Origin of the sequence: Pantoea stewartii, from assembly GCF_011044475.1 — a bacterium.
In the GTDB taxonomy this organism is placed as follows: domain Bacteria; phylum Pseudomonadota; class Gammaproteobacteria; order Enterobacterales; family Enterobacteriaceae; genus Pantoea; species Pantoea stewartii.
In genome coordinates this window covers 118,088-141,639 of record NZ_CP049115.1, presented here as the reverse complement: position 1 = coordinate 141,639, position 23,552 = coordinate 118,088, and the positions used below count along the sequence as shown (strand labels likewise).

Sequence of the window (23,552 nt, the reverse complement as noted above, 5' to 3'; positions counted from 1 at the left end):
CGCCAGCATCCGCACAAACGGTAAACAGTTTAGTCCGAATTGTTGGCTCATCCCCTTCATTATTCGCCTGTTTTTTCACCCTGTACTACGCTGTGTGATATTTAACCCTTTCGAGGTGCAAAATGAGCAGTGGAGATCTACATCGCTATGTCGTGACCTTTCATTATCAGGAAGCCGGACTCAGTGACGTTCTGAACCTGACCGGTGCTCTGACATCAGGGGGCTTCTCTACCACGTTAATGGATGACAGTGGCACCGCCCATGAGCTTGGCACCAACAGTTTTGGCATTGTCACCACACTGGATGAGGCCGCGCTAAAACAGCAGGCTCTTGCCGCGGGCGAAAGCGCGCTGGGCCAGAAACCCGACGTGACGTTGACCACGCTTGACGACTTTCTGCGCCAAGCAACAGGTGCCGCAGACTAGTCTGTGCACACGCGCAGATTTTTATCGCGTGCGTCCGCGTTACAATTGAACTCAGGCAGCGAATAAAGAGGATAACCCGATGTGGTCAGCCATTAGTCGTCTGTTAAACGAGCAATTTGGCAACGCCGAAATTACCCAACGTCACGAACTCCCCGGGGGGGATGTGCATCCCGCCTGGCTCATCCGCTATGGTGAGCAGGATGTGTTTGTGAAGTGCAACAGCCGCGATAAAGTGTCCCTGTTTAGCTGGGAAGCCGATCAACTCGCCCTGCTGCGCCGTACCCAGACGGTCCGCGTTCCGGACGTTTATGGCGTTGGCAGCGATCGTGACTACAGTTTCCTGCTGCTGGAATATATCAAACCTCAGCCCCTGGATCCGCAGAGCGCCTACCAGTTAGGCCAGCAGTTGGCGCGTCTGCATCAGTGGAGCGAGCAACCTCAGTTCGGGCTTGATTTCGATAATAATCTGACCTCTACACCACAGCCCAACAGCTGGTTGCGGCGCTGGTCAGTTTTCTTTGCGGAGCAACGAATCGGCTGGCAACTGCAGATTGCCGCTGAGAAAGGCATTCTGTACGGCGATGCCGAACGGATTATTGATTGTGTGCAACGGACCCTGGCGTCCCATCACCCTCAACCTTCCCTGCTCCACGGCGATCTGTGGCCAGCTAACTGTGCGGGCAGCGAGACTGGCCCCTGGATTTTCGATCCTGCCTGTTACTGGGGCGACCGGGAATGCGACCTGGCGATGCTGAGCTGGTTTACCGATCTGCCGAAGGCGATCTTTGACGGTTATCACCAGAGCTGGCCATTACCCGATGGCTTTTCGCAGCGTCAGCCGGTTTATCAGCTTTACTATCTCCTGAACCGGGCCAACGTGTTTGGCGGCAACTGGCTGGGCGCGGCGCAGTTTGCCGTGGGCCAGTTGCTGGATGACGATGCACGGGCAGCCGGTCAGGTGAAACCGGCCTGATCGTTTAGAGAAAACCAAGCAGAGAAAGCAGAAAGTAACCGGCGATGGCAATCACCAGCGGCAGGATGTAGAGCGGGAAAATCTGCAGAAAAATGGTGTGGCGCGGGACCCGTACCTTTTCTTCCAGCTGCTGCCGGGTCCGGCCATCGCTGCCTTTTGCCTGCTCAAGAATCATCTGATCTTCAATCCCTTCCCGCACATGGCGCACCTGACGTCCCATGCGCGCACCGGACGCTTCCAGCGCCAGCCCGACAAAAATCAAAATATAGATAAACCAGAAGCCCAGATTCATCTGTCCATTGAACTCGGGCACCGGTGAGTTTTGCCAGAACACATTCAGAAACGGCGTATTAAAGCGAATCATATCCACCATGACATGAATGAAATCCAGCATCACGGCATCAATACCGGGTTTCTTTTCACTGTGCTTAAACAAAAAGCTCAGCAGTGAAATGATGGTAGACAGCAACGCGAGTAAAAAAATCACCCAGCCAGCGACACGCTTAAGGATGGCAATGCGGCCAGCCTGTTGATAGGTCATGATATCTCCTGAACCCAAAATCCCATTTGCTTCAGTCTACCTGCCCTTGCAGAATTTTCCCAAAAAAAAGAGCGGTCTGCGCCCGTTTCGCCTCATCTGCGCACCAACCCTGTGTTCATGCTAAGGTAGCCTGAACTTTTTAAGGAGCGACACATGTCTTACCACCGCCCTGTTTTTGCAGCTTTATTTGATATGGATGGATTGTTGATTGATTCTGAACCTCTCTGGGATCAGGCTGAAATGGACATCTTCTCAACCCTGAATATCGATTTGACCCGACGCCACGAATTACCTGATACGCTCGGATTACGTATCGATCAGACGGTGCGCATGTGGTACGAAACGTTGCCCTGGTCGGGACCGAGTCAGGAAGCGGTCACACAGCGTATCATCACCCGTGCAATGGAACTGATTGCGATAAACCGCCCGCTTCTGCCCGGCGTTGAGTCCGCCCTCTCATTGTGCAAACAGCACGGCCTTAAGACCGGCCTGGTTTCCGCATCGCCCCGCTTCATGCTGGAACAGGTACTGGCGATGTTTAACCTGAAGCACTATTTTGATGTGCTGTCTTCCGCCGAACATCTGCCCTACAGCAAGCCGCATCCGCAGGTCTACCTCAACGCCGCCGAGGCGCTGGGCATTGATCCGCTTCACTGCGTCGCGCTGGAAGATTCGGTGAACGGCATGGTAGCAAGCAAAGCCGCACGAATGCGATCAATTGTGATTCCGGCAGCCAGCCATCAGGATGATGCCCGCTGGGCGCTTGCCGACGTGAAGCTGAGCAGCCTGACGCAGTTAACGCGGGAGCATTTGCAGGCTTAACCGCAAAGGCGCTGTAACCTGTTGCATCCCCTTAAAAAATTAACGCTTCGTTACAGCGTCACAGGTTCTCATTTACTGGATAAATTCCTATACTGGATGCATTGACAGTTTCTTTTGCAGCCAGGTTTATCATGACGGCCGAAGGCCATATCTTTTTTGCTGTTGCCAGCGCCATTTTTGCGAAACGGGCCGAGCTCACCCCGGTGATGGCTCAGGCGGACTGGTGGCATTTAATTCCCGCCAGCCTGCTGACCTGCCTGCTGCCTGACATCGATCATCCTAAGTCATTGCTGGGCCAGCGCCTGCGCTGGTTGTCGCATCCCATTGCCCGGGCATTTGGTCATCGCGGGTTCACCCACAGCCTGCTTGCCGTCGCGGCTGGCCTGTGGCTGTTTCAGATTAACGTGCCGAAAAGCTGGCCGGTGCCCGCCGATGTTCTGCAGGGCATGACGCTGGGTTACCTGAGCCACATTGTGGCCGATATGCTCACTCCGGCCGGCGTTCCTCTGCTCTGGCCCTGTCGCTGGCGTTTTCGTCTGCCCATTCTGAACAGCCAAAAAGGCAATCAACTGGAGCGCGCTCTGTGCCTGTGCCTGATGGCTTACGCGCTGTGGTTCCCGCCAGGGATGCCTGCGTTTGGCGAAAATGGCTGGCCCACTCAGGTATTTGATACCTTGCAAAACGGCGTCAGCCGCCTCCTGTCCGGGCATTCCGGCTCCTGAGCCACTGGCCGCTCAAGCAACGTTATAAGCTATTCCATTTGGATATAAGATCGCACTAAATTCACCTGATACCATTTCCGGACACCTGTATGAACAATAACTACTTTTGCTTTCCTTACCAGGGGAATGCTGCATGATTCGGAGTTTCTATGGATATCCCTTTAACGCTTAATATCATTGCCTTTGTGGTGCTGCTGCTTCTGCTGTCACGCCTGAGCCGCGCCAACTGGAGTCTGTCAAAAAAAGTGCTGGTCGGGTTAGTGTTTGGCGTCGCGTTTGGCCTGGCGCTGCAGTTTATTTACGGCAGTAACAGCGATACGGTCAAAGCGTCAATTGGCTGGTTTAACGTGGTCGGTAACGGCTATGTCCAGCTGTTGCAGATGATCGTGATGCCGCTGGTCTTTGTCTCAATTCTGAGCGCGGTGGCGCGCCTGCATAACGCCTCTTCGCTGGGCAAAATCAGTTTCCTGACCATTGGGGTGCTGCTGTTTACGACCGCGATTGCGGCGCTGGTCGGGGTTTTCGTGACCGGGCTGTTCCATCTTAATGCAACCGGCCTGGTACAGGGTGCCCAGGAAACGGCGCGTCTGAGCGCCATCCAGAATAACTATGTAGGCAAAGTGGCCGATCTGACGGCGCCGCAGCTTATCCTGTCCTTTATCCCGAAAAACCCCTTTGCCGATTTAACCGGTGCCAGCCCCACCTCGATTATCAGTGTCGTCATCTTCGCAGCCTTTTTAGGCGTGGCGGCCCTGCACCTGCTTAAAGATGACGAAGTGAAAGGGCAGCGTGTCCTGACGGCGATCGATACGCTGCAGTCATGGGTGATGAAGCTGGTGCGCCTGATCATGAAACTGACGCCTTACGGCGTGCTGGCGCTGATGACTAAAGTGGTTGCCGGATCGAACCTGCAGGACATCATTAAGCTGGGTAGCTTCGTGGTCGCATCCTATCTGGGCCTGGGCATTATGTTTGTGGTACACGGTCTGCTGCTGTCCGTAAATGGCATCAACCCTATGCGCTTTTTCCGCAAAGTCTGGCCCGTGCTGACCTTTGCCTTCACCAGCCGCTCCAGTGCCGCCAGCATTCCGCTGAACGTGGAAGCGCAAACCCGTCGTCTGGGCGTGCCGGAATCCATTGCCAGTTTCTCGGCGTCGTTTGGCGCTACGATCGGGCAGAACGGTTGTGCCGGTCTTTATCCGACCATGCTGGCCGTGATGGTAGCGCCGACAGTGGGCATTAACCCGTTTGATCCGCTGTGGATTGCCACTCTGGTGGGCATTGTGACGTTGAGCTCAGCGGGCGTTGCCGGTGTCGGCGGTGGCGCGACTTTCGCGGCGTTAATCGTGCTGCCCGCGATGGGCCTGCCCGTCACGCTGGTCGCACTGCTGATTTCGATCGAGCCGTTGATCGATATGGGCAGAACCGCGTTGAACGTGAATGGTGCAATGACCGCAGGTTCCCTGACCAGTCGCTGGCTGGGCCTGACAGACCGACGCGTTCTTGAGCAAGACGAACACCGTGAATTAGAGCACAGCTAATCACAGCTGACCTGGCACCCGGTGCCAGGTCTTCTCCCTTTTCCCTGCCTGTTTCTCCTTATTTCCCCTCTCTCTTTACATTCACGTTAAGGAAACGTTAAGCGTGGTAAAGGGGCAATAATACGTGCGCTTTCTGCTTGTTTTTGGACGCTAAAAGGAGAATTCTGCAGCGAGTCACAGCAGGAGAATGCACATGAAAACGGTTATCGCTTCATTCCTCGCGTTAGCGATGATTACGCCCAGCGCAGTGTTTGCGCGCCCCGGCGACTGGGGGCCCGGCCCTCACTGGTACCGGCCCGGCCCAGGCTGGCATGGTCCTGCGCCACGCTGGCATGGTCCTGACCATTTCCACGTTCTGCCACTGGCGGCAACGGCGGTTCTGATTGGGGGATTAACCTACTATTTGCTGAATGGCAGTTATTATCAGCGACACGGTGATGAGTACGTGGTTGTTGAGCCGCCTGCTCCGACCTATGTCAGCAGCGTCGGCGGTATGCGGGTGCTGGATTTTAATGGCCGACGGTTCTACGTGCAGGACGGGCATTACTATCAGCGGGAGATTAACGGCAGCTACGTTGAAGTGCCGCGTCCGGCTGGACTGTAGAGATAAAAAAACGGCTCGCCATAAGCGAGCCGTTTTTTCAGGTCAGCAAAAATTTACTGCTTAACCTGCGGATCGGTATCGTATTCAGCACAGCTCTGGAAGCCGTAGTTCATCACGCGACCCATATCGTTATAGCTCACGAAGTAAGTCTGTGCTTTACCGTCACGCTCGCCAATCACATAGGTCTGACAGGTACCGCGCGCATGCACCATGGTGATTTCAGTTGAAGCAGGGCCAGCAATCTGACGGACCTGCTGGCGGGTCATGCCTTTTTTGACGTCCTTAACCACTGGCTTAGTCACGTAGCTTTCCGCACGATCGTAAGTCGTACAACCAGAGAGCGCAGCCAGCGTCAGCGCTGCAGCGATACATCCCATCACTTTATTCATCTTGTTGTTCCTCATTTTTTGTCCATGTGGTGAAAAGCCTGGAACATAAAACGGTTTTTATCAAGTTAATGACAGACTTAAACTCAATCTGTCTCGCGGGATTTGTTAAAATGCGCCGGAACAGACCAGGCATGCTGGCTCACTGCACCATTGCGTGTTGGCCAGTGCCGTTTTTACAGGCACAAAAGACGCGCTGAATGCACTTTTGTGACAACGTCACTTAAACATTATCATCAGAGGCCAAATGACGCTTTCCTCACCCAACCGGCTGGTTTACGCCATCACCCTGGGATTACTGGCTGCGCTGGGACCGTTGTGCATCGATCTGTATCTGCCCGCCCTGCCGCAGTTAGCCAGTGACCTGGCTACGCCAACGTCTACCGCACAGCTCAGCCTTACCGCTGGCCTGCTGGGACTGGGCGCCGGTCAGCTTCTGTTTGGTCCCATGAGCGACAAATTTGGTCGTCTGCGCCCTCTGACCCTGTCACTGACGTTGTTGTTTATCGCGTCGCTGGGCTGCGCCCTTGCCCAGACTATCGATCAACTGTTACTGGCTCGTCTGTTTCAGGGATTAGCGGGAGCGGGCGGTGCGGTGCTGTCACGGGCGGTTGCGCGCGATATGTATAATGGCCATGAACTGACGCGCTTTTTTGCGCTGCTGATGCTGGTTAACGGCCTTGCCCCTATTGGCGCCCCCGTACTGGGCGGTGCCCTGATGACCGTGCTGGACTGGCGCGGTATTTTTGTTGTGCTGAGCGGCATCGCCATTTTGCTCATCCTGCTGGCGCGCGGGAAACTGCATGAAAGTCTGCCCGTTGATCGGCGGAGTCAGGGCTCGGTTTTTGCTGCTTATGCTGCACTGGGGCAGGTCATCACCCACCGTGCCTTTATGGGTTTCTGCCTGACGCAAGGGTTTATGATGTCGGGCATGTTCGCCTATATCGGCGCATCGCCGTTCGTGCTGCAGGAAATCTATGGTCTGTCACCCCAGGCGTTCAGCTTTTGCTTTGCCGCCAACGGTATCGGTTTAGTGATTGCCTCACAGACCAGCGCCCGCCTCTGCCCGCTGTGGGGTGAATATCGCGTCCTGAAAGGCGGCCTGATGCTGGCATTCGTGGCCTCCAGCGCGCTGCTGGCCGCCGGGTTAACGCACGCCCCGCTCCCGCTGCTGCTGGTTGCGCTGTTCTTTTCGATTGCCAGCAATGGTGTCATTGCCACCACCGCCGCCTCACTGGCGATGCAAAGTCAGGGGCAACGTGCCGGTAGCGCATCGGCTGTCATTGGCGTGACGATGTTCACTCTGGGCGCACTCGCCGTGCCGGTAACCGGGATGGGCGGCACATCAGTAATCAGTATGACGTTGACGATATTTGGTTGCTTCATGCTGGCTATACTGACCTTTATCGTTTTGGCAAAAAAACCTCCGCTGAGGTAAAAATTGTCGGATTCAGACCAGCAAAAAGAAAACATCACCCGCTTTGGCTTGTTGTTTTCGGGGATGCGCGTTAGCTTTAAGACAGGCTTTGTATTGTGCCGGCTGGCTAAAGACTTAAGGAGATGTTGATGTCACTGCAGCAGGAAATCATTACCGCACTGGGTGTGAAACCCACTATCGATCCGCAGCAGGAAATTCGTACCAGCGTGGATTTCCTCAAAGCGTATTTAACGCGCCACAGCGGCCTGAAGGCGTTAATACTCGGTATCAGCGGCGGACAAGATTCTACCCTGACGGGCAAGCTGGCCCAGATGGCGATCACGGAGCTTCGCCAGGAAACAGGCGATAACGACTACACCTTTATCGCGGTGCGTCTGCCTTACGGCGTGCAGGCTGATGAGCAGGACTGCCAGGATGCGCTGGCCTTCATCCAGCCAGACCGCTCGCTGGTGGTCAATATTAAAGAAGCGGTGCTGGCCAGTGAGCGCGCGCTGAAAGACGCCGGCATTGTGCTGTCGGATTTCGTCCGCGGCAATGAGAAAGCCCGTGAGCGTATGAAAGCGCAGTACAGCATTGCCGGTATGACCAAAGGCGTGGTGGTGGGCACCGACCATGGCGCAGAAGCCGTCACGGGCTTCTTTACCAAGTACGGCGATGGCGGCAGCGATATTAACCCTATCTTCCGCCTCAATAAGCGCCAGGGCAAACTGCTGCTGAAAACGCTGGGTTGCCCGGAACATCTGTATCTGAAAAAACCGACCGCCGATTTAGAAGACGATCGCCCCGGTCTGCAGGATGAAGTCGCACTGGGCGTCACCTACGACATGATCGATGACTACCTTGAAGGGAAAACGATCGATCCGGACAGCGCGAAAATCATTGAAGGCTGGTATCTGAAAACCGAGCACAAACGTCGACCGCCTATCACTGTTTTCGACGATTTCTGGAAATAACGCCGCCGACCCTTGCCGCCCGGCAAGGGTTGCCTTAACTGCTGAAACCCCATGTCCGTAACGTTACACGAACGCCACCCTGACCGGGCTGAGCGCAATTTTACTCTGGAGTACGACCCTGGGTCTGCTGCGTAGCGTCAGTGAGGCTTTTGGCCCCACCGGCGGTGCCGCCCTGATCTATTCCATCACCGCCCTGCTGTTGTGCCTGACAAGAGGCCTGCCCGATCCGCGTGTCCTGCCCCGTCGCTATCTGCTGGCACTGGCGGCAGCCCTGGCCTGGGCGCTTTATAACAATGTGACACGCCGTCATGCATGCGGTAGCAACGGTGTTTCACTGTTTTTTATCGTCACCGCGCTGGCGCAAGTGCTGTTCGTGGATGCCTCTACCGCCGTGGCCTACTCTGCCTGGAACGACGGCATTCAGCAGGGAAATTTGCCCCTGCTGGCGACCGCCTCCTGTTTTACGCCCGTGCTGTCCGCCTTGCTGGCCAGCTTATGGCTGGGCCTGACACCGCCCGCCAGCTTCTGGCAAGGTGTTGCCCTGATCACCGCAGGCTCGCTGATCGGCTGGCGGGCAACATACCGGTTATGAATCTGAGGCTGGCGATCATTTGACCTGCCTGTTATGCTGTATGGACAACCAGTATAGGGAGTTCGTTTTGGCAAGACGTGCAGCAACCCACCGCCTCGAATTTGATGCGGCAGCGATTTATGAATACCCGGAACATTTGCGTGAATGGCTGGAAGGCTTGCCCAACCTGCCCGGCGTGTATACCTTTCATGGCGAAAGCGACACGCTGCCGTTATACATTGGCAAAAGCGTTAACCTGCGTTCGCGCGTCATGTCTCATTTCCGAACACCTGATGAAGCCAAAATGTTGCGCCAGTCGCGACGCGTTAGCTGGATCCCCACGGCGGGCGATCTCGGCGCGTTGCTACTGGAGGCGCAGATGATTAAAACTCAGCAGCCGCTCTTCAATAAACGCCTGCGCAAAAATCGCCAGCTCTGCTCGCTGCAAATTACGCCCGAAGGGAAACCACAGGTCGTGTATGCGCGCGATGTCGATTTCAGTCAGTCGCCCAACCTGTTTGGTTTATACCGCAGTCGCTTCGCTGCCCTGGAACGGCTGAAACAGCTGGCCGATGAGTATCAGCTTTGCCACGGCTTATTAGGTCTGGAAGCACTGAGCCCCAGCCGGGGCTGTTTCCGCTCAGCGTTACGCCGCTGTGCGGGTGCCTGCTGTGGCAAAGAGTCCGTGAGCGATCATCAGGACCGACTGTTGGCGGCGCTGGAAAACGTCCGCGTCTTCTGCTGGCCCTGGCAGGGGGCGGTGGCGCTGGTGGAAGAAGGGAAACAGATGACGCAGATTCATGTCATTGACCACTGGTTCTATCTGGGCTCAGTTGACTCGATTGAAGAAGCCAGACGGCTGAAACGGGGTAAAGGCGGGTTCGACCACGATGGTTATAAGATCCTGTGCCGTCCGGTGTTGTCCGGCCAGTATCCGGTCATTCCGCTCTGAAGCGCCTGCTGACGGCACAAAAGGCGGACATATGACGACCTGCAACGCAACCCTGAGTTGACCGCGTGACGCGACAGAACCGCCCTTTTCCTTAACCGCCTTCCCGCTGGCGCGCGTGCATAAAAAAACCGCCGACACTGCCCACGCAACGTGGACAAGGCCGGCGGTCTCAGACCGGTTTTAGTGATTAACCCGAAGCTTATTCAGCAGGGGCCGGAGCCGCTTTGTCATGCATCGGGCGTTTTTCAGTCAGATGCTTTTCAAAATTCGCGTTGTACTGCTTTTTCTGCTCTGGCGTCAGTACGTTGTACAGTTTGTTCTGGGTTTCCATCATTGCCACCGCGTTCGCTTTGGCGTTGGCGGTCATTTTCTCCGCCTGGGCTTCGGCCTTCGCTTTGTCGAAGCTGTCAGAGGCGATAATCGCATGGTTAGCGCGACGCTCTTCGATTGACGGGCGCTGCATCTCGCCACGGCCCGCTTTCATAATTTCATGCATTTTTGTTTTTTGTTCTGGCGTCAGATTCAGTCCGCCAAACATCATGTCCATCCCACCCCGGTGCATCGGCTTGTGCATCGGTTTCTCACTGCCTGCTGGCGGTGGCGTCAGGTTATCCGCTTCGGCATGCACTACAGATGCCGCACCAAATGCCAGGGTAGAAGCCAGTAACAGAGAAGTCAGTTTACGCATAACAGTGTCCTTTTTTACTTGTTCACTTTCGTTACGACAGCGCGCTGTCGCGTCTTCGGAAACAAGCATACGACGTTGAACGTCAACTACTGCGAGTGAGCGTAAAAGCGTGAAAGCACAAAAGTCATATTTCAGGCGATCATGGAGGGAATAAGAAGAATGGCGTCAGGAATTGCAAAAGAGTATGAATAATCAGGAAATTTCGGATAAATCGTGGAGAATTGTAATGCCTTTAGCAGTAAAGCGGAAGGTCTCTTCCGCTCTTTTTTTATACTGCGCGGTGAGACCGTTCAGAGAGGTAACGCCTGAGTCTGCTCGCTCTCTTCAATCAGCATTAAACCCGCCCGCAATCCCAGCGCGACATGGGGATTGGGAAAGAGCACGTATTCCCGCGCCTGCTGGACAAAGTAGCGCGTCTCGCCATCCTCAGCTAACAACGCCCCCTGCGGAAACGCGGTAAAATTTTTCGTGTCATCCGGCATATGCAGCTGAAACGCCTCACTTAAGCGCGTGATCTGCTGGCAGACCCGATAACGGCGCGGGCGACCGGCGGGCTCAGGCAATGTTTCACCATACAGCAGAGCAGCCAGGGCCTGAGACGCGGCGCTGAACTGCGACAGATCGTTTTCGCCAAACGGCCGCGCCTGCCCCAACTCCAGGGTGCAGCTGGCTGCGCCAAAATGTTCGCAGCTGAAATGGGTAAAGGTGCCCCCCGGCGAACGATGAAATACCAGCGCATCCAGACCGGCTGCGCCCAGCCAGTGCAAAAACGCGTCCGGCCAGGGACGCGGATTATGCGGCAGTACGCCAAAGCGGGGATGGTAAGAGCCGCGCAGTGCCGTATGCATATCCAGGTGCCAGCGAGTTTCGTCACATGCCCCCCGCTGCCAGAAGTTTTCCAGCGTTTGTTCCAGCCGCAGCACCCGCCGCGCTTCATCGCCATCATCAATCTGCTGCCAGCGGCCACCAAACAGTCGGTTAATGTCACTGGTCACATAACGCTTCCCCGCGCGCAGCGCCGAAGGATTACCTAACACCACCAGCATACGCTGCTGAAGTGGTTTTTCGCCCCGGAGTAAAGGCGTGATGAGCTGATTAAGGATTTCAACCGGGGCGGTTTCATTTCCGTGAATGCCCGCAGAGAGTACCAGCGCCTGGTTAACCGGTGCCTTTGGCTCCATAAGCAAAAGACCATGGTATAACCACTGCCAGCGAAGATGCGCCGTCTCACCGCTACGCAAACGTGGCGCTTCACCCGACAGCGTTTGCTGCAAAAAGTCCTGCATTGTTTCTCCTTAAAAGCGGAAGCGGGCAACCCTGACGGCACCACCTGCTTCACTGCTGAAATGTATACACATTTCCTAAGTCTAGCAGCCTGGTCAATTCATCAAGGGCAACCCGCCCTTCTTCCAGTAATTGCGGATCGCCTAAATCGCTTTGCGTCAGCCTGTCGCGATAGTGCTTATCGACCCACCGGTTCAGCGTGGCGAACACGTGATCGTTCATCAGCACCGCCGGGTTAACGGCCTGGCGCTCCTCGGGGGTTAATACCACGCGCAACCGCAGGCAGGCGGGGCCGCCACCGTTGTGCATACTTTCCCGCAGGTCAAACACCTGCAGGGACTGTAACGGACCGCCGCCTTCCACCTGTTCACGCAGGTATTCCCAGACGCCGGGATGCTGGCGCGACTCTTCCGGCAGCACCAGCATCATGCTGCCATCCGGGCGCGTCAGCAGCTGGCTGTTAAACAGGTAGGTACTGACGGCATCCTGCACGGAGACCCGGGCTGTTGGCACCTCCAGGGCGACAAAACCCGGCACACGGTCGCGCAGTTGCGCCAGTAAACCGGGCTGATCAACAAAAGCCTGCTGATGGCAAAACAGCAGCTGCTGATTGCTCACGGCAATGACATCGTTATGGAAAACGCCCTGATCGATGACCGCCGGATTTTGCTGCGCAAAAATGACTTTTTCAGGCGAGAGCTGATGCAGGCGGGCGACCGCTTCACTGGCTTCACGGGTTTGCCGGGCCGGGTAGCGTCGGGGGGCCGTATCAGACTGGCCGTCGCGACCATAGATAAACAGTTGTACACCCGCGTCACCATAGTCGCCGCCCAGACGGTTATGGTTGGCCGCCCCTTCATCGCCAAACCTGGCCACCTGCGGTAGCGCATCATGCACAACAAAATGTCGCGGATCGCGAAACAGCGCTCGCAGCAGAGCGGCCGTTTGCGGGGCTTCAATGGAACGGTGAAATTTGTTGTTGAGATTCGCGACGGTGAAATGCACCCGACGGTCAGCGCTGTCGGCTGAGGGTGATACCGTTGCCGCATTGGCCACCCACATCGCCGAGGCCGAGCTGGCGGCTGACAGTAACGCGGGGGCCGTTTTATGGGCTTTTTCCAGGACCTGCGCATCGCTGCCGCTAAAACCCAGCTGACGCAGCACGGCAATGCCGGGCCGCTCATGCGGCGGGATCACGCCCTGAACAAATCCCATGTCGGCCAGCGCTTTCATTTTCAGTAAGCCCTGCTTTGCCGCCAGCCGCGGATTCGACGGCTGGTGTTGATGGCGCGTCGAGGCTTCGTTACCGAATGACAACCCCGCGTAATGGTGCGTCAGTCCGACCAGCCCATCAAAGTTGGCTTCTGTGGCTTTCATGGACGACCTCCTTGCGGTGAAAAATCCAGGCCCGGTGACAGTGTTGCCGGAAGCGTAAGCTGCGGCGATTCCAGCGAGGCCATCGGCCAGGCACAATAGTCTGCGGCATACCAGGCGCTGGCGCGATGGTTACCCGAGGCGCCAATCCCGCCAAACGGTGCCGTACTGGCAGCGCCAGTCAGCGGCTTATTCCAGTTCACAATACCGGCACGCGCTTCCAGCAACAGCTGGTCAAACTGCTCGCGGGAAGGTGAAATTAACCCGCACGCCAGGCCGTAACGCGTCTGGTTAGCCAGTTGAATCGCCTGCGGATAATCGTCGTAACGCATCACCGCCAGTAGCGGGCCAAATACTTCTTCATCCGGCAAATTGTCTACCGCGGTCACGTCAATAATGCCGGGCGTTAACAGCGCCTGTTGCCGGTTGGGCCAGCGCATTGCCAGCAGTATCTTGCCGCCCGCTGCGACGCGCTGCTGCCATTCGGCATAAATTTTTTCGGCAGCGGCGCAGGAGATCACGCTGCCCATAAAAGGTTGCGGATCGGCGTTCCAGGCGCCGGGTTGCAACCGCCCGGCCACCTCAACCAACCGTGTCAGGAAGGCATCACCGGCCGCGCCCCGTTTGACCAGTAAGCGGCGCGCGCAGGTACAACGCTGGCCTGCCGTGATAAAGGCTGACTGAATGGCGATATGCACCGCCCCGTCGATATCCGCGGGATCGTCCACGATCAGTGCATTGTTACCGCCCATTTCCAGCGCCAGCATTTTTTCAGGCTGCCCGGCAAACTGGCGATGAAGCTGATAACCGGTATGTGCGCTACCGGTAAACAGCAGGCCGTCAATGCCCTGCTCAGCCGCCAGCGCCTGGCCGGTTTCACGTCCGCCCTGCAGCAGTCCCATGACGCCATCTGGCAGGCCCGCCTCCCGCCACAGCTGTACCGTTCTCTCAGCGGTGGCCGGCGTCAGCTCGCTGGGTTTGAACACCACACAGTTACCGGCGAGCAAGGCGGGCACAATGTGACCATTCGGTAAATGGCCCGGGAAATTATACGGGCCGAATACCGCCAGCACGCCATGAGGACGATGACGCAGGGCATTTTCGCCCTGTTGCTGCTCCCCGGTGCGAGCGTGATAGGCTTTAACGGAAATCGCAATTTTGTTGATCATCGCGGTCACTTCCGTCAGCGCTTCCCAGCGCGGTTTCCCCGTTTCCTGCGCAATGCAGTCGGCCAGGGCGGTTTTATGGTTCTCGAGTTGTACCGCGAAACGTTCAACGATGGCCTGACGGGCGGCAAAAGGCTGTCTTGCCCACGCCGGAAAGGCCGACCGGGCCGCCTGGCAGGCCGCTGTAACCTGCTCCGATGAAGCCGCGCACCCCTGCCACAGCGTGTCGCCGCTGACCGGGTCCTGTTTGGAAAAGTGATCTGACTCGCCAGCGAGCCACTGTCCGTTAATCAGGTGCGTCATGCCTTTTTCTCCTCACTACACAGCGTCACTACGCGCAGGCTGTCACCCGGCTGGCACTGCAACGCCTGTAACTGTTCGTCATTAAGCTGAATATGTTCAGCGCTCGGATCGACCGGTATGAGTGCGACACGAAACCGGTGATAATCGGTGTTGGCGACCAGACAAAGTGGCGCATCCTGCCGGGCCTCGCCTTTTCGTGCCGTCAGTAACCGACTGTCCCGCACGGCGCGGATGTCATCAATGTCACATTCCAGCGTCGGCCCGCCATCAAAGATGTCAATATACTGGCGGTAGCGGAAACCCTCCGCCTCCAGTACCGCCCGTGCAGGCGCGGTTTTAGGATGGACCTGACCAATGACGGCCTGCGCTTCCGGGGTTAAATAGTGCAGATAAAGCGGGTGCTTGGGCATGAGTTCCGCAATAAACGTTTTCTGCCCGGTACCGCTCAGAAAATCGGCTTTGCGAAATTCCATCGAGAAAAAGTGAATGCCCACGCTGTCCCAAAACGGGGAATGCCCCTGTTCATCGCTGACGCCGCGCATTTCGGCAACCACCCGCGCCATAAAGCAGTCGCGAAAGTTCGCCATAAACAGAAAACGGGACTTCGATAACAGATAACCGTTTTTACCGTCACGATAGTCGGGATCCAGAAACAGCGTGCAGAGTTCGCTACTGCCTGTATGGTCATTGCTTAATGACAGTGTCGGCAACGTGGCGTACACGTTCAGCTCTTTTGAGGCATGCACCTGTGTGCCGACCCGAAAGTTGTACCAGGGTTCCTGTAGACCTACAGCCACCTCAATGGCGCAGATCCCCACCGCGCGATTGTCCTGGCTGTCAGCCAGCACAAACACATAGCCCTGTTCAGCACGCGGCAGCGTGCCCTGCCAGGTATGCAGCGAGCGTTCGATTCGGGCCTGTAGCGTGGCGCTGTCAACCGGCAAGGAGGTCAGTCCGCCGCCTGTTTTTGCCGCCAGTGCCATCAGCTGACTCAGATCATCCCGCTCGACCGGACGAATCACCATCATGATGCCTGGCCCTTAAACAGCTGTTCACAGGCCTGGGCAAAGCGCGCCATACCGGTCTTTACTTCCTGTTCGCTGATATTCAGCGCCGGCGCAAAACGCACCACGTTAGCCCCGGCGATCAGTACCATAACGCCCTGTTCAGCGGCGGCGAGGTTGATCTGTTTGGCTTTCCCCGCAAAGTCGTCGTTCAGTACGGCCCCAATCAATAACCCTAACCCGCGCACCGTTTTAAACAGATGCAGACGTTGATTGAGGTCATTCAGCGCCGCCACAATCCAGTCATGGCGCATCTTCACGCCGTCCATCACTTCAGGCCGGTTAATCAGTTCCATGACTTTCCCTGCCACCGCGCTCGCCAGGGGATTACCGCCATAGGTTGTGCCATGCGTGCCCACGCCCATCACCTGCGCCAGGTCTTCACGCGTTAACATGGCACCGATGGGAAACCCACCGCCCAGCGCCTTGGCACTGGTCAGGACATCCGGCGTCACGCCATAGTGCATATAGGCGTACAGCGAGCCGGTCCGGCCAACGCCGCTCTGCACTTCATCGAAAATCAGCAAGGCCTGATGTTTATCGCACAGTTCACGCAGGCCGCGCAGAAACGCGGGCTCTGCCGGAACAACACCGCCTTCCCCCTGAACAGGTTCGACAATGACGGCACAGGTCTGATCGGAAATCAGTGCGGCAGCAGACGCAAGATCGTTAAATTCCGCGTGCTGAATATCTGCCGGAAGTGGCGCAAAATCTTTGGAATAGGCAGGCTGCCCTCCCGCAGAAACGGTAAACAGCGTGCGGCCATGAAAGGCATTTTTAAATGCGACGATGCCGCTTTTATGGTTACCAAACCGGTCATGTGCCACTTTTCGGGCCAGCTTCAGCGCCGCTTCGTTTGCCTCTGCCCCGGAGTTACAAAAGAACACACGGTCAGCAAAGGTGGCATCGATCAGGTGTTTCGCCAGACGTAAAACGGGTTCATTGGTGTATCCATTGCCTGTATGCCACAGACGTGAAGCCTGCTCCTGAAGCGCCTGCTGAAGCGCGGGATGCGCATGGCCCAGCGCATTAACGGCGATACCGCCGGCGAAATCGATATAATCTTTTCCCTGCTGATCCCAGACGGTTGAGCCCTCTGCGCGGACCGGTACAAAACTGGCGGGTGCATAAACCGGCATCATCCAGTGATCAAAATCATGACGCGAAACCTGCAGTGGCATAGTCCTTCTCCTGTACCCCAGGGGTAATCTGTTTGTTTGTTAAATGTTAAGAATGTAAAGACTCGTCCTACGATAGATTGCAGATAGCGTGCCAGCCAAGGACTAAAATGCATAAAATGGAGCGCATAACCAATTATCAATAACTTACGTTCAGAATCTATTCACTTAAAATGCATAAATAGTGAATAATAGTCTGAGGGAGACGGGATAGTAGCGTTTTTTAAAGCGGAATTATGCAACGGCGATATGAAATATTGCTTTTGTGATCGCTGATAAATTATTTGTTTAAAAGCGTGCAAAGTGCGCCTCACAATGGGGCGCTTGCATGGTTGTTGTGCAAAACAAAAGAAAACTATTATGACCGGGATGAATTAACTCAAATAAAAGACAAAAGAATGAACTGGAATAAATCACTCCTGGTTTCATAATTTATAATTATTCATCTGTTTTTTTATTTTATTTCCAGGGTGACTATCAGGAATTTAATAACCTGTACCAGGCCAGAATTACAATTACTACGCAGACTAATGATATGGAACCTGTCCTTTTTAGATTATTTTTTAGTCATAAAAGGTTGATTATTTCACCACGGTCGCTAGCGCTTTCGTTTTTTTACTGGTCTGAACAGGGCACGTTAATGATATAAATCAAATGATTGTTATATATGATATTTTCTTCTTTTTATTGCCAGATAATTCATAAGAAAAAACAATGATACCGGCCACAAGCCAGTCAGCAAAAGCGTTTTTATCGTTTAGTTCCCTGAAATACACATTTGGTTACACTTATTGCGCTAGGCTGGATTAACAATTTGTGTCATTTTCTTTTCACCCCACCAGAGGGGCAAATAATAAGACAACCACAGGGTAAATAATAAATGATGAAGCGCACTTTAGTGGCGGCATTAATGCCGTTACTGATCGGCCTGCCGACTGCTCAGGCCGCACAAATTTATAATAAAGACGGAAATAAGCTGGATTTACAAGGCAAGGTTAACGTTTCGCATTATTTTTCAGATGATCCGTCAAATAATGGCGATCTCACTTCCTATGCCCGCATCGGTTTTAAAGGCGAAACCGCCATCACCGATCAACTCACTGGCTATGGTTTCTGGCAGTACCAGTTCAGCGTCAAAAACTCTGAAGGTGCAGATGCCAACACCGGTAACAAAACCCGCCTGGGTTATGCCGGGCTGAAATATGGCGAACTGGGTTCACTGGACTACGGCCGTAACTACGGTCTGGTTTATGACGCATTAAGCTACACCGATATGTTGCCGGTATGGGGTGGAGACTCTGCCTATAACGACGCCTTCCTGACTGCTCGCTCAGGTGGTGTACTGACCTGGCGCAATAAAGACTTCTTTGGTCTGGTGAAGGGCTGGAACATTGCGGCACAGTACGAAGGTAAGAACGATCGTACCTCGACCAACAATGCCGGTCTGCAGGTGAGCCGTGCGAATGGCGATGGCTTTGCTTTATCTACCTCATATGACTTTGATTTTGGTTTGAGTTTTGCTGGCGCTTACTCAAGCCTGCAACGTACTCAGGCACAAAACGCAGCGACTTTTGGTCGCGGTGACAAAGGACAGGTATGGGCAACATCTGTTAAGTATGATGCTAACCAGATTTATCTGGCAGCAATGTACGGTGAAACGCTTAACGCCACACCGATGCCTTCCAGTGCGACCGGTTTCGCTAACAAAGCACAGAACATGGAGTTTGTTGCGCAATACCAGTTCCTGAATGGCTTACGCCCTTCATTAAGCTACGTCACCTCAAAAGGCAAAGACATTGAAGGCATCGGTGATGCCGATCTGTATAAATACTCTTCTGTGGGTGCAACTTACTACTTCAATAAAAACATGTCGGTGTACGGCGAATACCGTATTAACCTGCTGAAGAAAAATAATCCGCTGGGTCTGGCAACAGATGACATTACAGCGGTAGGTCTGGTCTACCAGTTCTAAGCGTTACCCCCTCATTGTTAAACGGCCCGGCCTGTGTCTGACGGGCCGTTTCTCTTTACCCCGTCCTCTCAGCTCAGGCGATAGTGACAGTCCGGCTGCATCGGTTGGGGCAGATCCTTCTCTCCCGACATTTCCCGCAAATTGATTTCTATGTTGATGCAGATAGCATCCATCGGCAGATGGTTATTCTTATAGCCAAACGGCATTTCCAGCTCTTCCGCCAGCGTATCGAGTGACAAAAAAGTGTAGGAAATAAACATCGACACCAGCGGCGTCATCGCATGCAGGTCCGGCGCCAGCGCAAACGGCAGCAACGCACAAAACAGATAAACGGTACGCCGTAGCAGCAAGCCATAGGCAAACGGCACCGGCATGCTGGCCAGCCGTTCACATCCTCCCAGCACTGCCGCAATCTGGTTGAGGTTGTTGTCAATCGTGCTCCAGACAATATCGCTGATTACCCCTATTTGTCGCTGCTTTGCCAGCCACTGCGACAATTGCAAATGCAGCATATTTGCCGCCGAGTGCTGGCCCAGCAGCACCTCGGCCTCGCTGCCCAGCAGGCGCGTCAGGTCGTCACGTGCATCCGTATGACGGAGTTGATGTTTCAGACTGGCACAGAATGCCAGCAGCATGGCCTGCACCCGCTCCGCATCTGCCGGACAGAAGGCAATAACCTGACGCAAAATATTACGGCAGGCAATCAGCAACGCCCCCAGTAACAGGCGGGCCTCGCTAAATCGCGCATAGCAAACGCTGTTACGGAAACCCAGAAAGATAGCGATGGAGACGCCCAACAGGCTGAACGGCGCCAGCGTGAGCTTAATGCCCAGGGTTTCATACCAGTCCAGCAACGCCAGGGCGAGCAGCGACATTAACAGGTTAAGAAACAGGCGGAACAGGATATCGGGCAGAACAGAGCCATGCCAGGCAAACAGGCGGATAAACCAATGGTTAGGTGGTCGAAGAATCATGGTGTGCAGATGAATGGGTATTTTTGCCGATTCTGCGAGTGTGCGTGTGCTTTTACCAGTGAAAAAGTGTGACAAAAATCACACTTTATTGTGACGTTAGTCGCTGAAGCTCAGCGGATCGGTAACCGGCGAGCGCGCCTCCGCCTGTTCCGCGGGCGGCTCATCCAGCGACAACGGCGGCTGGACCCTGAGGATGATCCAGTTGGACGTGACGCGCTGTTGTTTACTGTCTTCGACCGTAACCGACAGATGGTAAGTATTGCTGGCCCCTGGCGTGCTGTCCCACGGCGGCACAATCACGCTCCAGCCGTCCGTTGCACTGTTGTTCGGAGGAGCAGTCAGACTCAGCGCCGCCGTGTCGCCCTGCCAGCTCAGCCCCTTAATCGCATGACTGGCGCGTACCTGCAGCTTAAGTGGAACGCTCTCGCCCGGATTGAGCTGCCATGGCGGCGTCGCCAGAAACACGGAGAGGGTTTTGCGCTGCCGGTAAGCCATTACCGGCGTTTGGCTGCGCGTGACGGTATCGTAGCGACTGCCACGCAACGAACGCATCTCGGCGACGTTACTGGCATCCAGTTGGCGGCTTAAAGCCACGCCAAAACGATAATTCAGTTTCAGCCCAACCTGATCCTGGGTCTCGCCGGCACTGCTGGTTTTGTGGCTGGCCGTGAAGGTCACCAGCGGCACGGGCGTGTAAGACAGCCCGAGCGAGAGTGCCGCCGGATTGTGGTAACGATTACCGCTGTTAAACAGATCAACCTTTTCACCCAGATACTGCTGATAACTGAATGACACGCCCAGTTGACGGTAAAAAGGAAGATAGCTTTGAGTGGTGATGTCGTAACCTTCGGCCATGCGGTATTGCTGGCTGCTGTCACGATTGCGCCATCCTGAAAGCGGATGATAGTAATTAGCGGAGAGCCGCAGGTTGTTGCTCCAGGCTTCCGTTCCCACCGATGCGCGCTGGAGGCCGCTGCGAAAACTGCGATCGATAAAACTGTTGTAGCCTAACAGCCAGTTGCCCAGATCCCAGCGCTGGCCCAGTCCCGCATTACCGACCACCCCTTCCACCGTATCGTGCAGACCAAGCTGACTAAACGTCAGATAGCGGTTTTCATCGGCCAGCGGACTAAACAGATTACCGCCGGTCCCGTCAAAATTGCCGTCCATGTCGACTTTCAGGTCGAATTCTGCATTGCCGTAGGGAGAGAGCAGCGACTGCCCTTCCGTTTCCACCCGCGTCGCAACTTCGTCACGCAGATGATTAAACGCCCACTGCCCGGCCTGCTGACCAAAGGTCACATCGCTGCTGCTTTCACTGGCTTCTGCAATGCTTTTCGCCGCCTTCGCCAGTTTTTCACTCCACTGATGATCCTCCTCGACATGCCCCAGCGACGGAAGATCGTCAAGCGACTGCCGGAAACGAGCGGGATCGCCAAATGGGGTGGCAGGAATCTGACTGTCGGCTTGCAGCGCACGAACAGGGGCGGCGGCGATGGCCGTCATGACAGTCAACGCGAGAAGAACAGGTCTGTAAATCACATCATCAGGTCCGGGCATAAACATTATCAGGTGGTTTCTCAACGAGAATGACAAAACCAGCGCAGACTATTTTAGCATAATGTGACCCAGATTAATGATTTGAAGCGATATTTGTGCTCAGCGAAGCGGCAAACCCCGCATGAAACGGGGTTAAGATAACCCCTCACCGACGTAACGCGCCGGGGAAAAGATCAGGAGAAAATCAATCCGCCGTCCACATTGATCGTTTGCCCGGTAATATAGCGCGCATCATCCGAGGCCAAAAACGCCACCAGCCCGGCCACATCCTGCGGCTGTCCGGCGCGCTTCAACGGAATCGTGTCGACCCACTCCGCCATCAGCTCGCCTTTGCCATAGGTTTTCTTATCGCTGCTGAGAATGGCTCCCCAGGCCCGATCGTTGTAATCCCACATTTCACTTTCAATAATGCCCGGGCAAAACGCATTCACGGTAATGTTCCAGCGCGCCAGTTCCAGTGCCAGACTTTGTGTAATACCGATTACCCCCATTTTACTGGCGGCGTAATGCGGCGTGTAGATAAAGCCTTTGCGTCCCTGGCCGGAGGACGTATTGATCAGGCTGCCGCCGTTTTGCTGCACCATGTATTTGGCCGCCTCACGACAGCACAGCCAGACACCGGTGGTATTGACGGCGAGCACGCGCTCGAAATCGCTTTTCGGCAACGCATCAAACGCATCAATGGTGATAACCCCTGCGTTTTGAATCGACACGTCAATGCCGCCAAAACGTTCTGCGGCCTGCCGGTACAGGCGTTGTACCTGCGCTTCATCCGTGACATCCGCCTGCAGGGCCAGGATAGCGGCCCCGGTGGCGCGAAGACTGTCGGCCGTGGCAAATACCCGATCAGCGTTGGAGACCATCACAAGGTTTGCGCCGTCCTGGGCAAAGCGGGCGGCGATGCCGGCACCAATCCCGCGGCAGGCACCGGTGATCACCACGGTTTTTCCACTAAAATTGCAGTTCATGCTGCTTCCCTGTTATCCATGACTGATATCAGCCCGTGGCGTGACCGGCTGCTTTTTTTCATGACGACGCAGCAGTATCACTTTGCTCTGCAGGCGCTGCTGGAACTGGTCAATCACCACGGCGGTCACTATCACCACGCCCTTGATCACCATTTGCCAGAAATCACTGACGCCCATCATGACCATGCCGTCAGCCAGAAAGACGATAACAAAGGCCCCGATGATTGAGCCGGAGAGACGACCGCGTCCCCCCGCCAGCGCGGTACCGCCCAGCACCGTGGCACCGATAGCATCCATTTCAAACATATTGCCGGTCATCGGATGCGCAGTCTGTAACTGGGAGGCAACGATCAGGCCGACCAGTGCGGCACACAGGCCCGAAAAGGCATAGACGAATACTTTCACTTTGATAATCGGCACACCGGCCAGCCTTGCGGCCGGTTCATTGCCGCCCGTCGCATAGATGTAGCGACCAAGCGGCGTTTTACGGGTGAGATAAAGGCCAAGCAGCAGGAAGCCGATCATCAGCCAGATCGGAATGTACACGCCCAGGAAGGTGCCCGATCCTAACCACGCGAAGCCGGTGTTGCCTAACGCAGGCAGGCCCACCAGGTTGGCATAGGTCGCGCCATCGTTAAACAGCAGCGCCGCGCCGCGGGCGACATACATTACGCCCAGGGTACAGATGAAGGGGGCGACGCCCAACCGGGTAATTATCGTCCCGTTAAGCATGCCCACCAGCACACCAAACAGCGCTACCACCAGAATCACCTCCGGCACGTTCAGAAAGAGCCGGTTCCCGTGCCATAACGGGATGCCTGCGGTCAGCAACGCCCCCGCGACCATACCGCAGATACCGGCAACCGCGCCCACCGAGAGATCAATGCCGCCGGTCAGGATCACCAGCGTCATGCCAATCGCCAGCAGGCCGGTAATCGCCACATGCTGCGTCATGATCAGTACGTTAGAGGGCGTCAGAAAATTCGGTACCATGACGCTAAAGAAACCGACGACGATCAGTAAGGCAATAAAGGTACGCACCTTGAGCATATACATATAAAGCAGATATTTTTGGTTCATGGAGTTCTCCGGC

The 23,552-nt window shown here is 55.4% G+C and carries 23 protein-coding genes; 11 read left to right on the top strand and 12 right to left on the bottom strand.

Annotated elements, in window-relative coordinates:
- Positions 1-122: 122 nt before the first annotated feature.
- On the top strand, positions 123-425 hold the full coding sequence (gene ghoS, locus G5574_RS00615; protein WP_006118951.1) for a type V toxin-antitoxin system endoribonuclease antitoxin GhoS: 303 nt from the start codon (positions 123-125) through the stop codon (positions 423-425).
- A gap of 79 nt (positions 426-504) precedes the next feature.
- Positions 505-1,398: a fructosamine kinase family protein gene (locus G5574_RS00610; protein WP_033741121.1), complete on the top strand. Its 894-nt coding sequence runs from the start codon at positions 505-507 to the stop codon at positions 1,396-1,398.
- A gap of 4 nt (positions 1,399-1,402) precedes the next feature.
- On the opposite strand, the gene G5574_RS00605 is transcribed toward G5574_RS00610, so the two are convergent.
- A complete protein-coding gene (locus tag G5574_RS00605; protein WP_006118949.1) occupies positions 1,403-1,939 on the bottom strand; it encodes a YniB family protein in 537 nt (178 codons plus the stop codon).
- Positions 1,940-2,092: 153 nt separating this feature from the next.
- Here G5574_RS00605 and hxpB point away from each other — a divergent pair, with 153 nt between their 5' ends.
- From hxpB to G5574_RS00585, 4 genes are all read left to right on the top strand, one after another.
- Positions 2,093-2,761, top strand: coding sequence for a hexitol phosphatase HxpB (gene hxpB / locus G5574_RS00600; protein ID WP_033741119.1), 669 nt, complete (start codon positions 2,093-2,095; stop codon positions 2,759-2,761).
- Positions 2,762-2,892: 131 nt separating this feature from the next.
- Positions 2,893-3,483 (top strand): metal-dependent hydrolase, encoded by a 591-nt coding sequence (locus G5574_RS00595; protein ID WP_033741117.1) that lies wholly within the window; start codon positions 2,893-2,895, stop codon positions 3,481-3,483.
- Between the two features lie 149 nt (positions 3,484-3,632).
- Positions 3,633-5,024: an L-cystine transporter gene (locus tag G5574_RS00590; protein ID WP_006118946.1), complete on the top strand. Its 1,392-nt coding sequence runs from the start codon at positions 3,633-3,635 to the stop codon at positions 5,022-5,024.
- A gap of 193 nt (positions 5,025-5,217) precedes the next feature.
- Positions 5,218-5,628 (top strand): DUF6515 family protein, encoded by a 411-nt coding sequence (locus G5574_RS00585; protein ID WP_006118945.1) that lies wholly within the window; start codon positions 5,218-5,220, stop codon positions 5,626-5,628.
- Between the two features lie 53 nt (positions 5,629-5,681).
- On the opposite strand, the gene osmE is transcribed toward G5574_RS00585, so the two are convergent.
- The gene (osmE, locus tag G5574_RS00580) at positions 5,682-6,017 is read right to left on the bottom strand and encodes an osmotically-inducible lipoprotein OsmE (RefSeq protein WP_006118944.1); all 336 of its coding nucleotides are present in this window, start codon (positions 6,015-6,017) and stop codon (positions 5,682-5,684) included.
- Between the two features lie 244 nt (positions 6,018-6,261).
- Here osmE and G5574_RS00575 point away from each other — a divergent pair, with 244 nt between their 5' ends.
- The 4 genes from G5574_RS00575 (at position 6,262) to cho (ending at position 9,928) form a co-directional block, all read left to right on the top strand.
- Positions 6,262-7,452: a multidrug effflux MFS transporter gene (locus tag G5574_RS00575; protein ID WP_006118943.1), complete on the top strand. Its 1,191-nt coding sequence runs from the start codon at positions 6,262-6,264 to the stop codon at positions 7,450-7,452.
- 128 nt (positions 7,453-7,580) lie between these two features.
- On the top strand, positions 7,581-8,405 hold the full coding sequence (nadE, locus tag G5574_RS00570; RefSeq protein ID WP_033741113.1) for an ammonia-dependent NAD(+) synthetase: 825 nt from the start codon (positions 7,581-7,583) through the stop codon (positions 8,403-8,405).
- 79 nt (positions 8,406-8,484) lie between these two features.
- The gene (locus tag G5574_RS00565; RefSeq protein ID WP_164483178.1) at positions 8,485-8,997 is read left to right on the top strand and encodes a drug/metabolite transporter permease; all 513 of its coding nucleotides are present in this window, start codon (positions 8,485-8,487) and stop codon (positions 8,995-8,997) included.
- Positions 8,998-9,064: 67 nt separating this feature from the next.
- A complete protein-coding gene (cho, locus tag G5574_RS00560; protein ID WP_033741457.1) occupies positions 9,065-9,928 on the top strand; it encodes an excinuclease Cho in 864 nt (287 codons plus the stop codon).
- A gap of 199 nt (positions 9,929-10,127) precedes the next feature.
- On the opposite strand, the gene spy is transcribed toward cho, so the two are convergent.
- The 6 genes from spy to G5574_RS00530 form a co-directional block, all read right to left on the bottom strand.
- On the bottom strand, positions 10,128-10,616 hold the full coding sequence (gene spy / locus G5574_RS00555) for an ATP-independent periplasmic protein-refolding chaperone Spy (RefSeq protein WP_006118940.1): 489 nt from the start codon (positions 10,614-10,616) through the stop codon (positions 10,128-10,130).
- 290 nt (positions 10,617-10,906) lie between these two features.
- Positions 10,907-11,902, bottom strand: a complete 996-nt coding sequence (gene astE, locus G5574_RS00550) for a succinylglutamate desuccinylase (RefSeq protein WP_054633910.1) — start codon at positions 11,900-11,902, stop codon at positions 10,907-10,909.
- A 49-nt stretch (positions 11,903-11,951) separates the two neighbouring features.
- A complete protein-coding gene (gene astB / locus G5574_RS00545) occupies positions 11,952-13,277 on the bottom strand; it encodes an N-succinylarginine dihydrolase (RefSeq protein ID WP_058708706.1) in 1,326 nt (441 codons plus the stop codon).
- A complete protein-coding gene (gene astD, locus G5574_RS00540; protein WP_164481858.1) occupies positions 13,274-14,743 on the bottom strand; it encodes a succinylglutamate-semialdehyde dehydrogenase in 1,470 nt (489 codons plus the stop codon). The genes astB and astD overlap by 4 nt, the downstream gene beginning before the upstream one ends.
- A complete protein-coding gene (astA, locus tag G5574_RS00535; protein ID WP_033741105.1) occupies positions 14,740-15,771 on the bottom strand; it encodes an arginine N-succinyltransferase in 1,032 nt (343 codons plus the stop codon). The genes astD and astA overlap by 4 nt, the downstream gene beginning before the upstream one ends.
- Positions 15,768-16,988, bottom strand: coding sequence for an aspartate aminotransferase family protein (locus G5574_RS00530; protein ID WP_058701716.1), 1,221 nt, complete (start codon positions 16,986-16,988; stop codon positions 15,768-15,770). The genes astA and G5574_RS00530 overlap by 4 nt, the downstream gene beginning before the upstream one ends.
- A gap of 877 nt (positions 16,989-17,865) precedes the next feature.
- Here G5574_RS00530 and G5574_RS00525 point away from each other — a divergent pair.
- Entirely contained in the window at positions 17,866-18,957 is a 1,092-nt protein-coding gene (locus G5574_RS00525; RefSeq protein ID WP_033741100.1) for a porin, read from the top strand.
- A 68-nt stretch (positions 18,958-19,025) separates the two neighbouring features.
- Here G5574_RS00525 and G5574_RS00520 read toward each other — a convergent pair whose 3' ends face one another.
- The 4 genes from G5574_RS00520 to G5574_RS00505 form a co-directional block, all read right to left on the bottom strand.
- Entirely contained in the window at positions 19,026-19,931 is a 906-nt protein-coding gene (locus G5574_RS00520) for a bestrophin family protein (RefSeq protein WP_033741099.1), read from the bottom strand.
- A gap of 96 nt (positions 19,932-20,027) precedes the next feature.
- Positions 20,028-21,500: a YchO/YchP family invasin gene (locus G5574_RS00515; RefSeq protein WP_164483176.1), complete on the bottom strand. Its 1,473-nt coding sequence runs from the start codon at positions 21,498-21,500 to the stop codon at positions 20,028-20,030.
- A gap of 164 nt (positions 21,501-21,664) precedes the next feature.
- Complete coding sequence (locus tag G5574_RS00510; protein ID WP_164481857.1) at positions 21,665-22,459, bottom strand: SDR family oxidoreductase; 795 nt, start codon at positions 22,457-22,459, stop codon at positions 21,665-21,667.
- Positions 22,460-22,471: 12 nt separating this feature from the next.
- Complete coding sequence (locus G5574_RS00505; protein WP_164481856.1) at positions 22,472-23,539, bottom strand: ABC transporter permease; 1,068 nt, start codon at positions 23,537-23,539, stop codon at positions 22,472-22,474.
- Positions 23,540-23,552: the final 13 nt, after the last annotated feature.

Excerpts from the sequence above, each read along its gene's own strand:
- ghoS (WP_006118951.1), top strand. The coding sequence starts at position 123 with ATGAGCAGTGGAGATCTACATCGCTATGTCGTGACCTTTCATTATCAG.
- G5574_RS00610 (WP_033741121.1), top strand. The coding sequence starts at position 505 with ATGTGGTCAGCCATTAGTCGTCTGTTAAACGAGCAATTTGGCAACGCC.
- G5574_RS00605 (WP_006118949.1), bottom strand. The coding sequence starts at position 1,939 with ATGACCTATCAACAGGCTGGCCGCATTGCCATCCTTAAGCGTGTCGCT.
- hxpB (WP_033741119.1), top strand. The coding sequence starts at position 2,093 with ATGTCTTACCACCGCCCTGTTTTTGCAGCTTTATTTGATATGGATGGA.
- G5574_RS00595 (WP_033741117.1), top strand. The coding sequence starts at position 2,893 with ATGACGGCCGAAGGCCATATCTTTTTTGCTGTTGCCAGCGCCATTTTT.
- G5574_RS00590 (WP_006118946.1), top strand. The coding sequence starts at position 3,633 with ATGGATATCCCTTTAACGCTTAATATCATTGCCTTTGTGGTGCTGCTG.
- G5574_RS00585 (WP_006118945.1), top strand. The coding sequence starts at position 5,218 with ATGAAAACGGTTATCGCTTCATTCCTCGCGTTAGCGATGATTACGCCC.
- osmE (WP_006118944.1), bottom strand. The coding sequence starts at position 6,017 with ATGAATAAAGTGATGGGATGTATCGCTGCAGCGCTGACGCTGGCTGCG.
- G5574_RS00575 (WP_006118943.1), top strand. The coding sequence starts at position 6,262 with ATGACGCTTTCCTCACCCAACCGGCTGGTTTACGCCATCACCCTGGGA.
- nadE (WP_033741113.1), top strand. The coding sequence starts at position 7,581 with ATGTCACTGCAGCAGGAAATCATTACCGCACTGGGTGTGAAACCCACT.
- spy (WP_006118940.1), bottom strand. The coding sequence starts at position 10,616 with ATGCGTAAACTGACTTCTCTGTTACTGGCTTCTACCCTGGCATTTGGT.
- astE (WP_054633910.1), bottom strand. The coding sequence starts at position 11,902 with ATGCAGGACTTTTTGCAGCAAACGCTGTCGGGTGAAGCGCCACGTTTG.
- astB (WP_058708706.1), bottom strand. The coding sequence starts at position 13,277 with ATGAAAGCCACAGAAGCCAACTTTGATGGGCTGGTCGGACTGACGCAC.
- astD (WP_164481858.1), bottom strand. The coding sequence starts at position 14,743 with ATGACGCACCTGATTAACGGACAGTGGCTCGCTGGCGAGTCAGATCAC.
- astA (WP_033741105.1), bottom strand. The coding sequence starts at position 15,771 with ATGATGGTGATTCGTCCGGTCGAGCGGGATGATCTGAGTCAGCTGATG.
- G5574_RS00530 (WP_058701716.1), bottom strand. The coding sequence starts at position 16,988 with ATGCCACTGCAGGTTTCGCGTCATGATTTTGATCACTGGATGATGCCG.
- G5574_RS00525 (WP_033741100.1), top strand. The coding sequence starts at position 17,866 with ATGATGAAGCGCACTTTAGTGGCGGCATTAATGCCGTTACTGATCGGC.
- G5574_RS00520 (WP_033741099.1), bottom strand. The coding sequence starts at position 19,931 with ATGATTCTTCGACCACCTAACCATTGGTTTATCCGCCTGTTTGCCTGG.
- G5574_RS00510 (WP_164481857.1), bottom strand. The coding sequence starts at position 22,459 with ATGAACTGCAATTTTAGTGGAAAAACCGTGGTGATCACCGGTGCCTGC.
- G5574_RS00505 (WP_164481856.1), bottom strand. The coding sequence starts at position 23,539 with ATGAACCAAAAATATCTGCTTTATATGTATATGCTCAAGGTGCGTACC.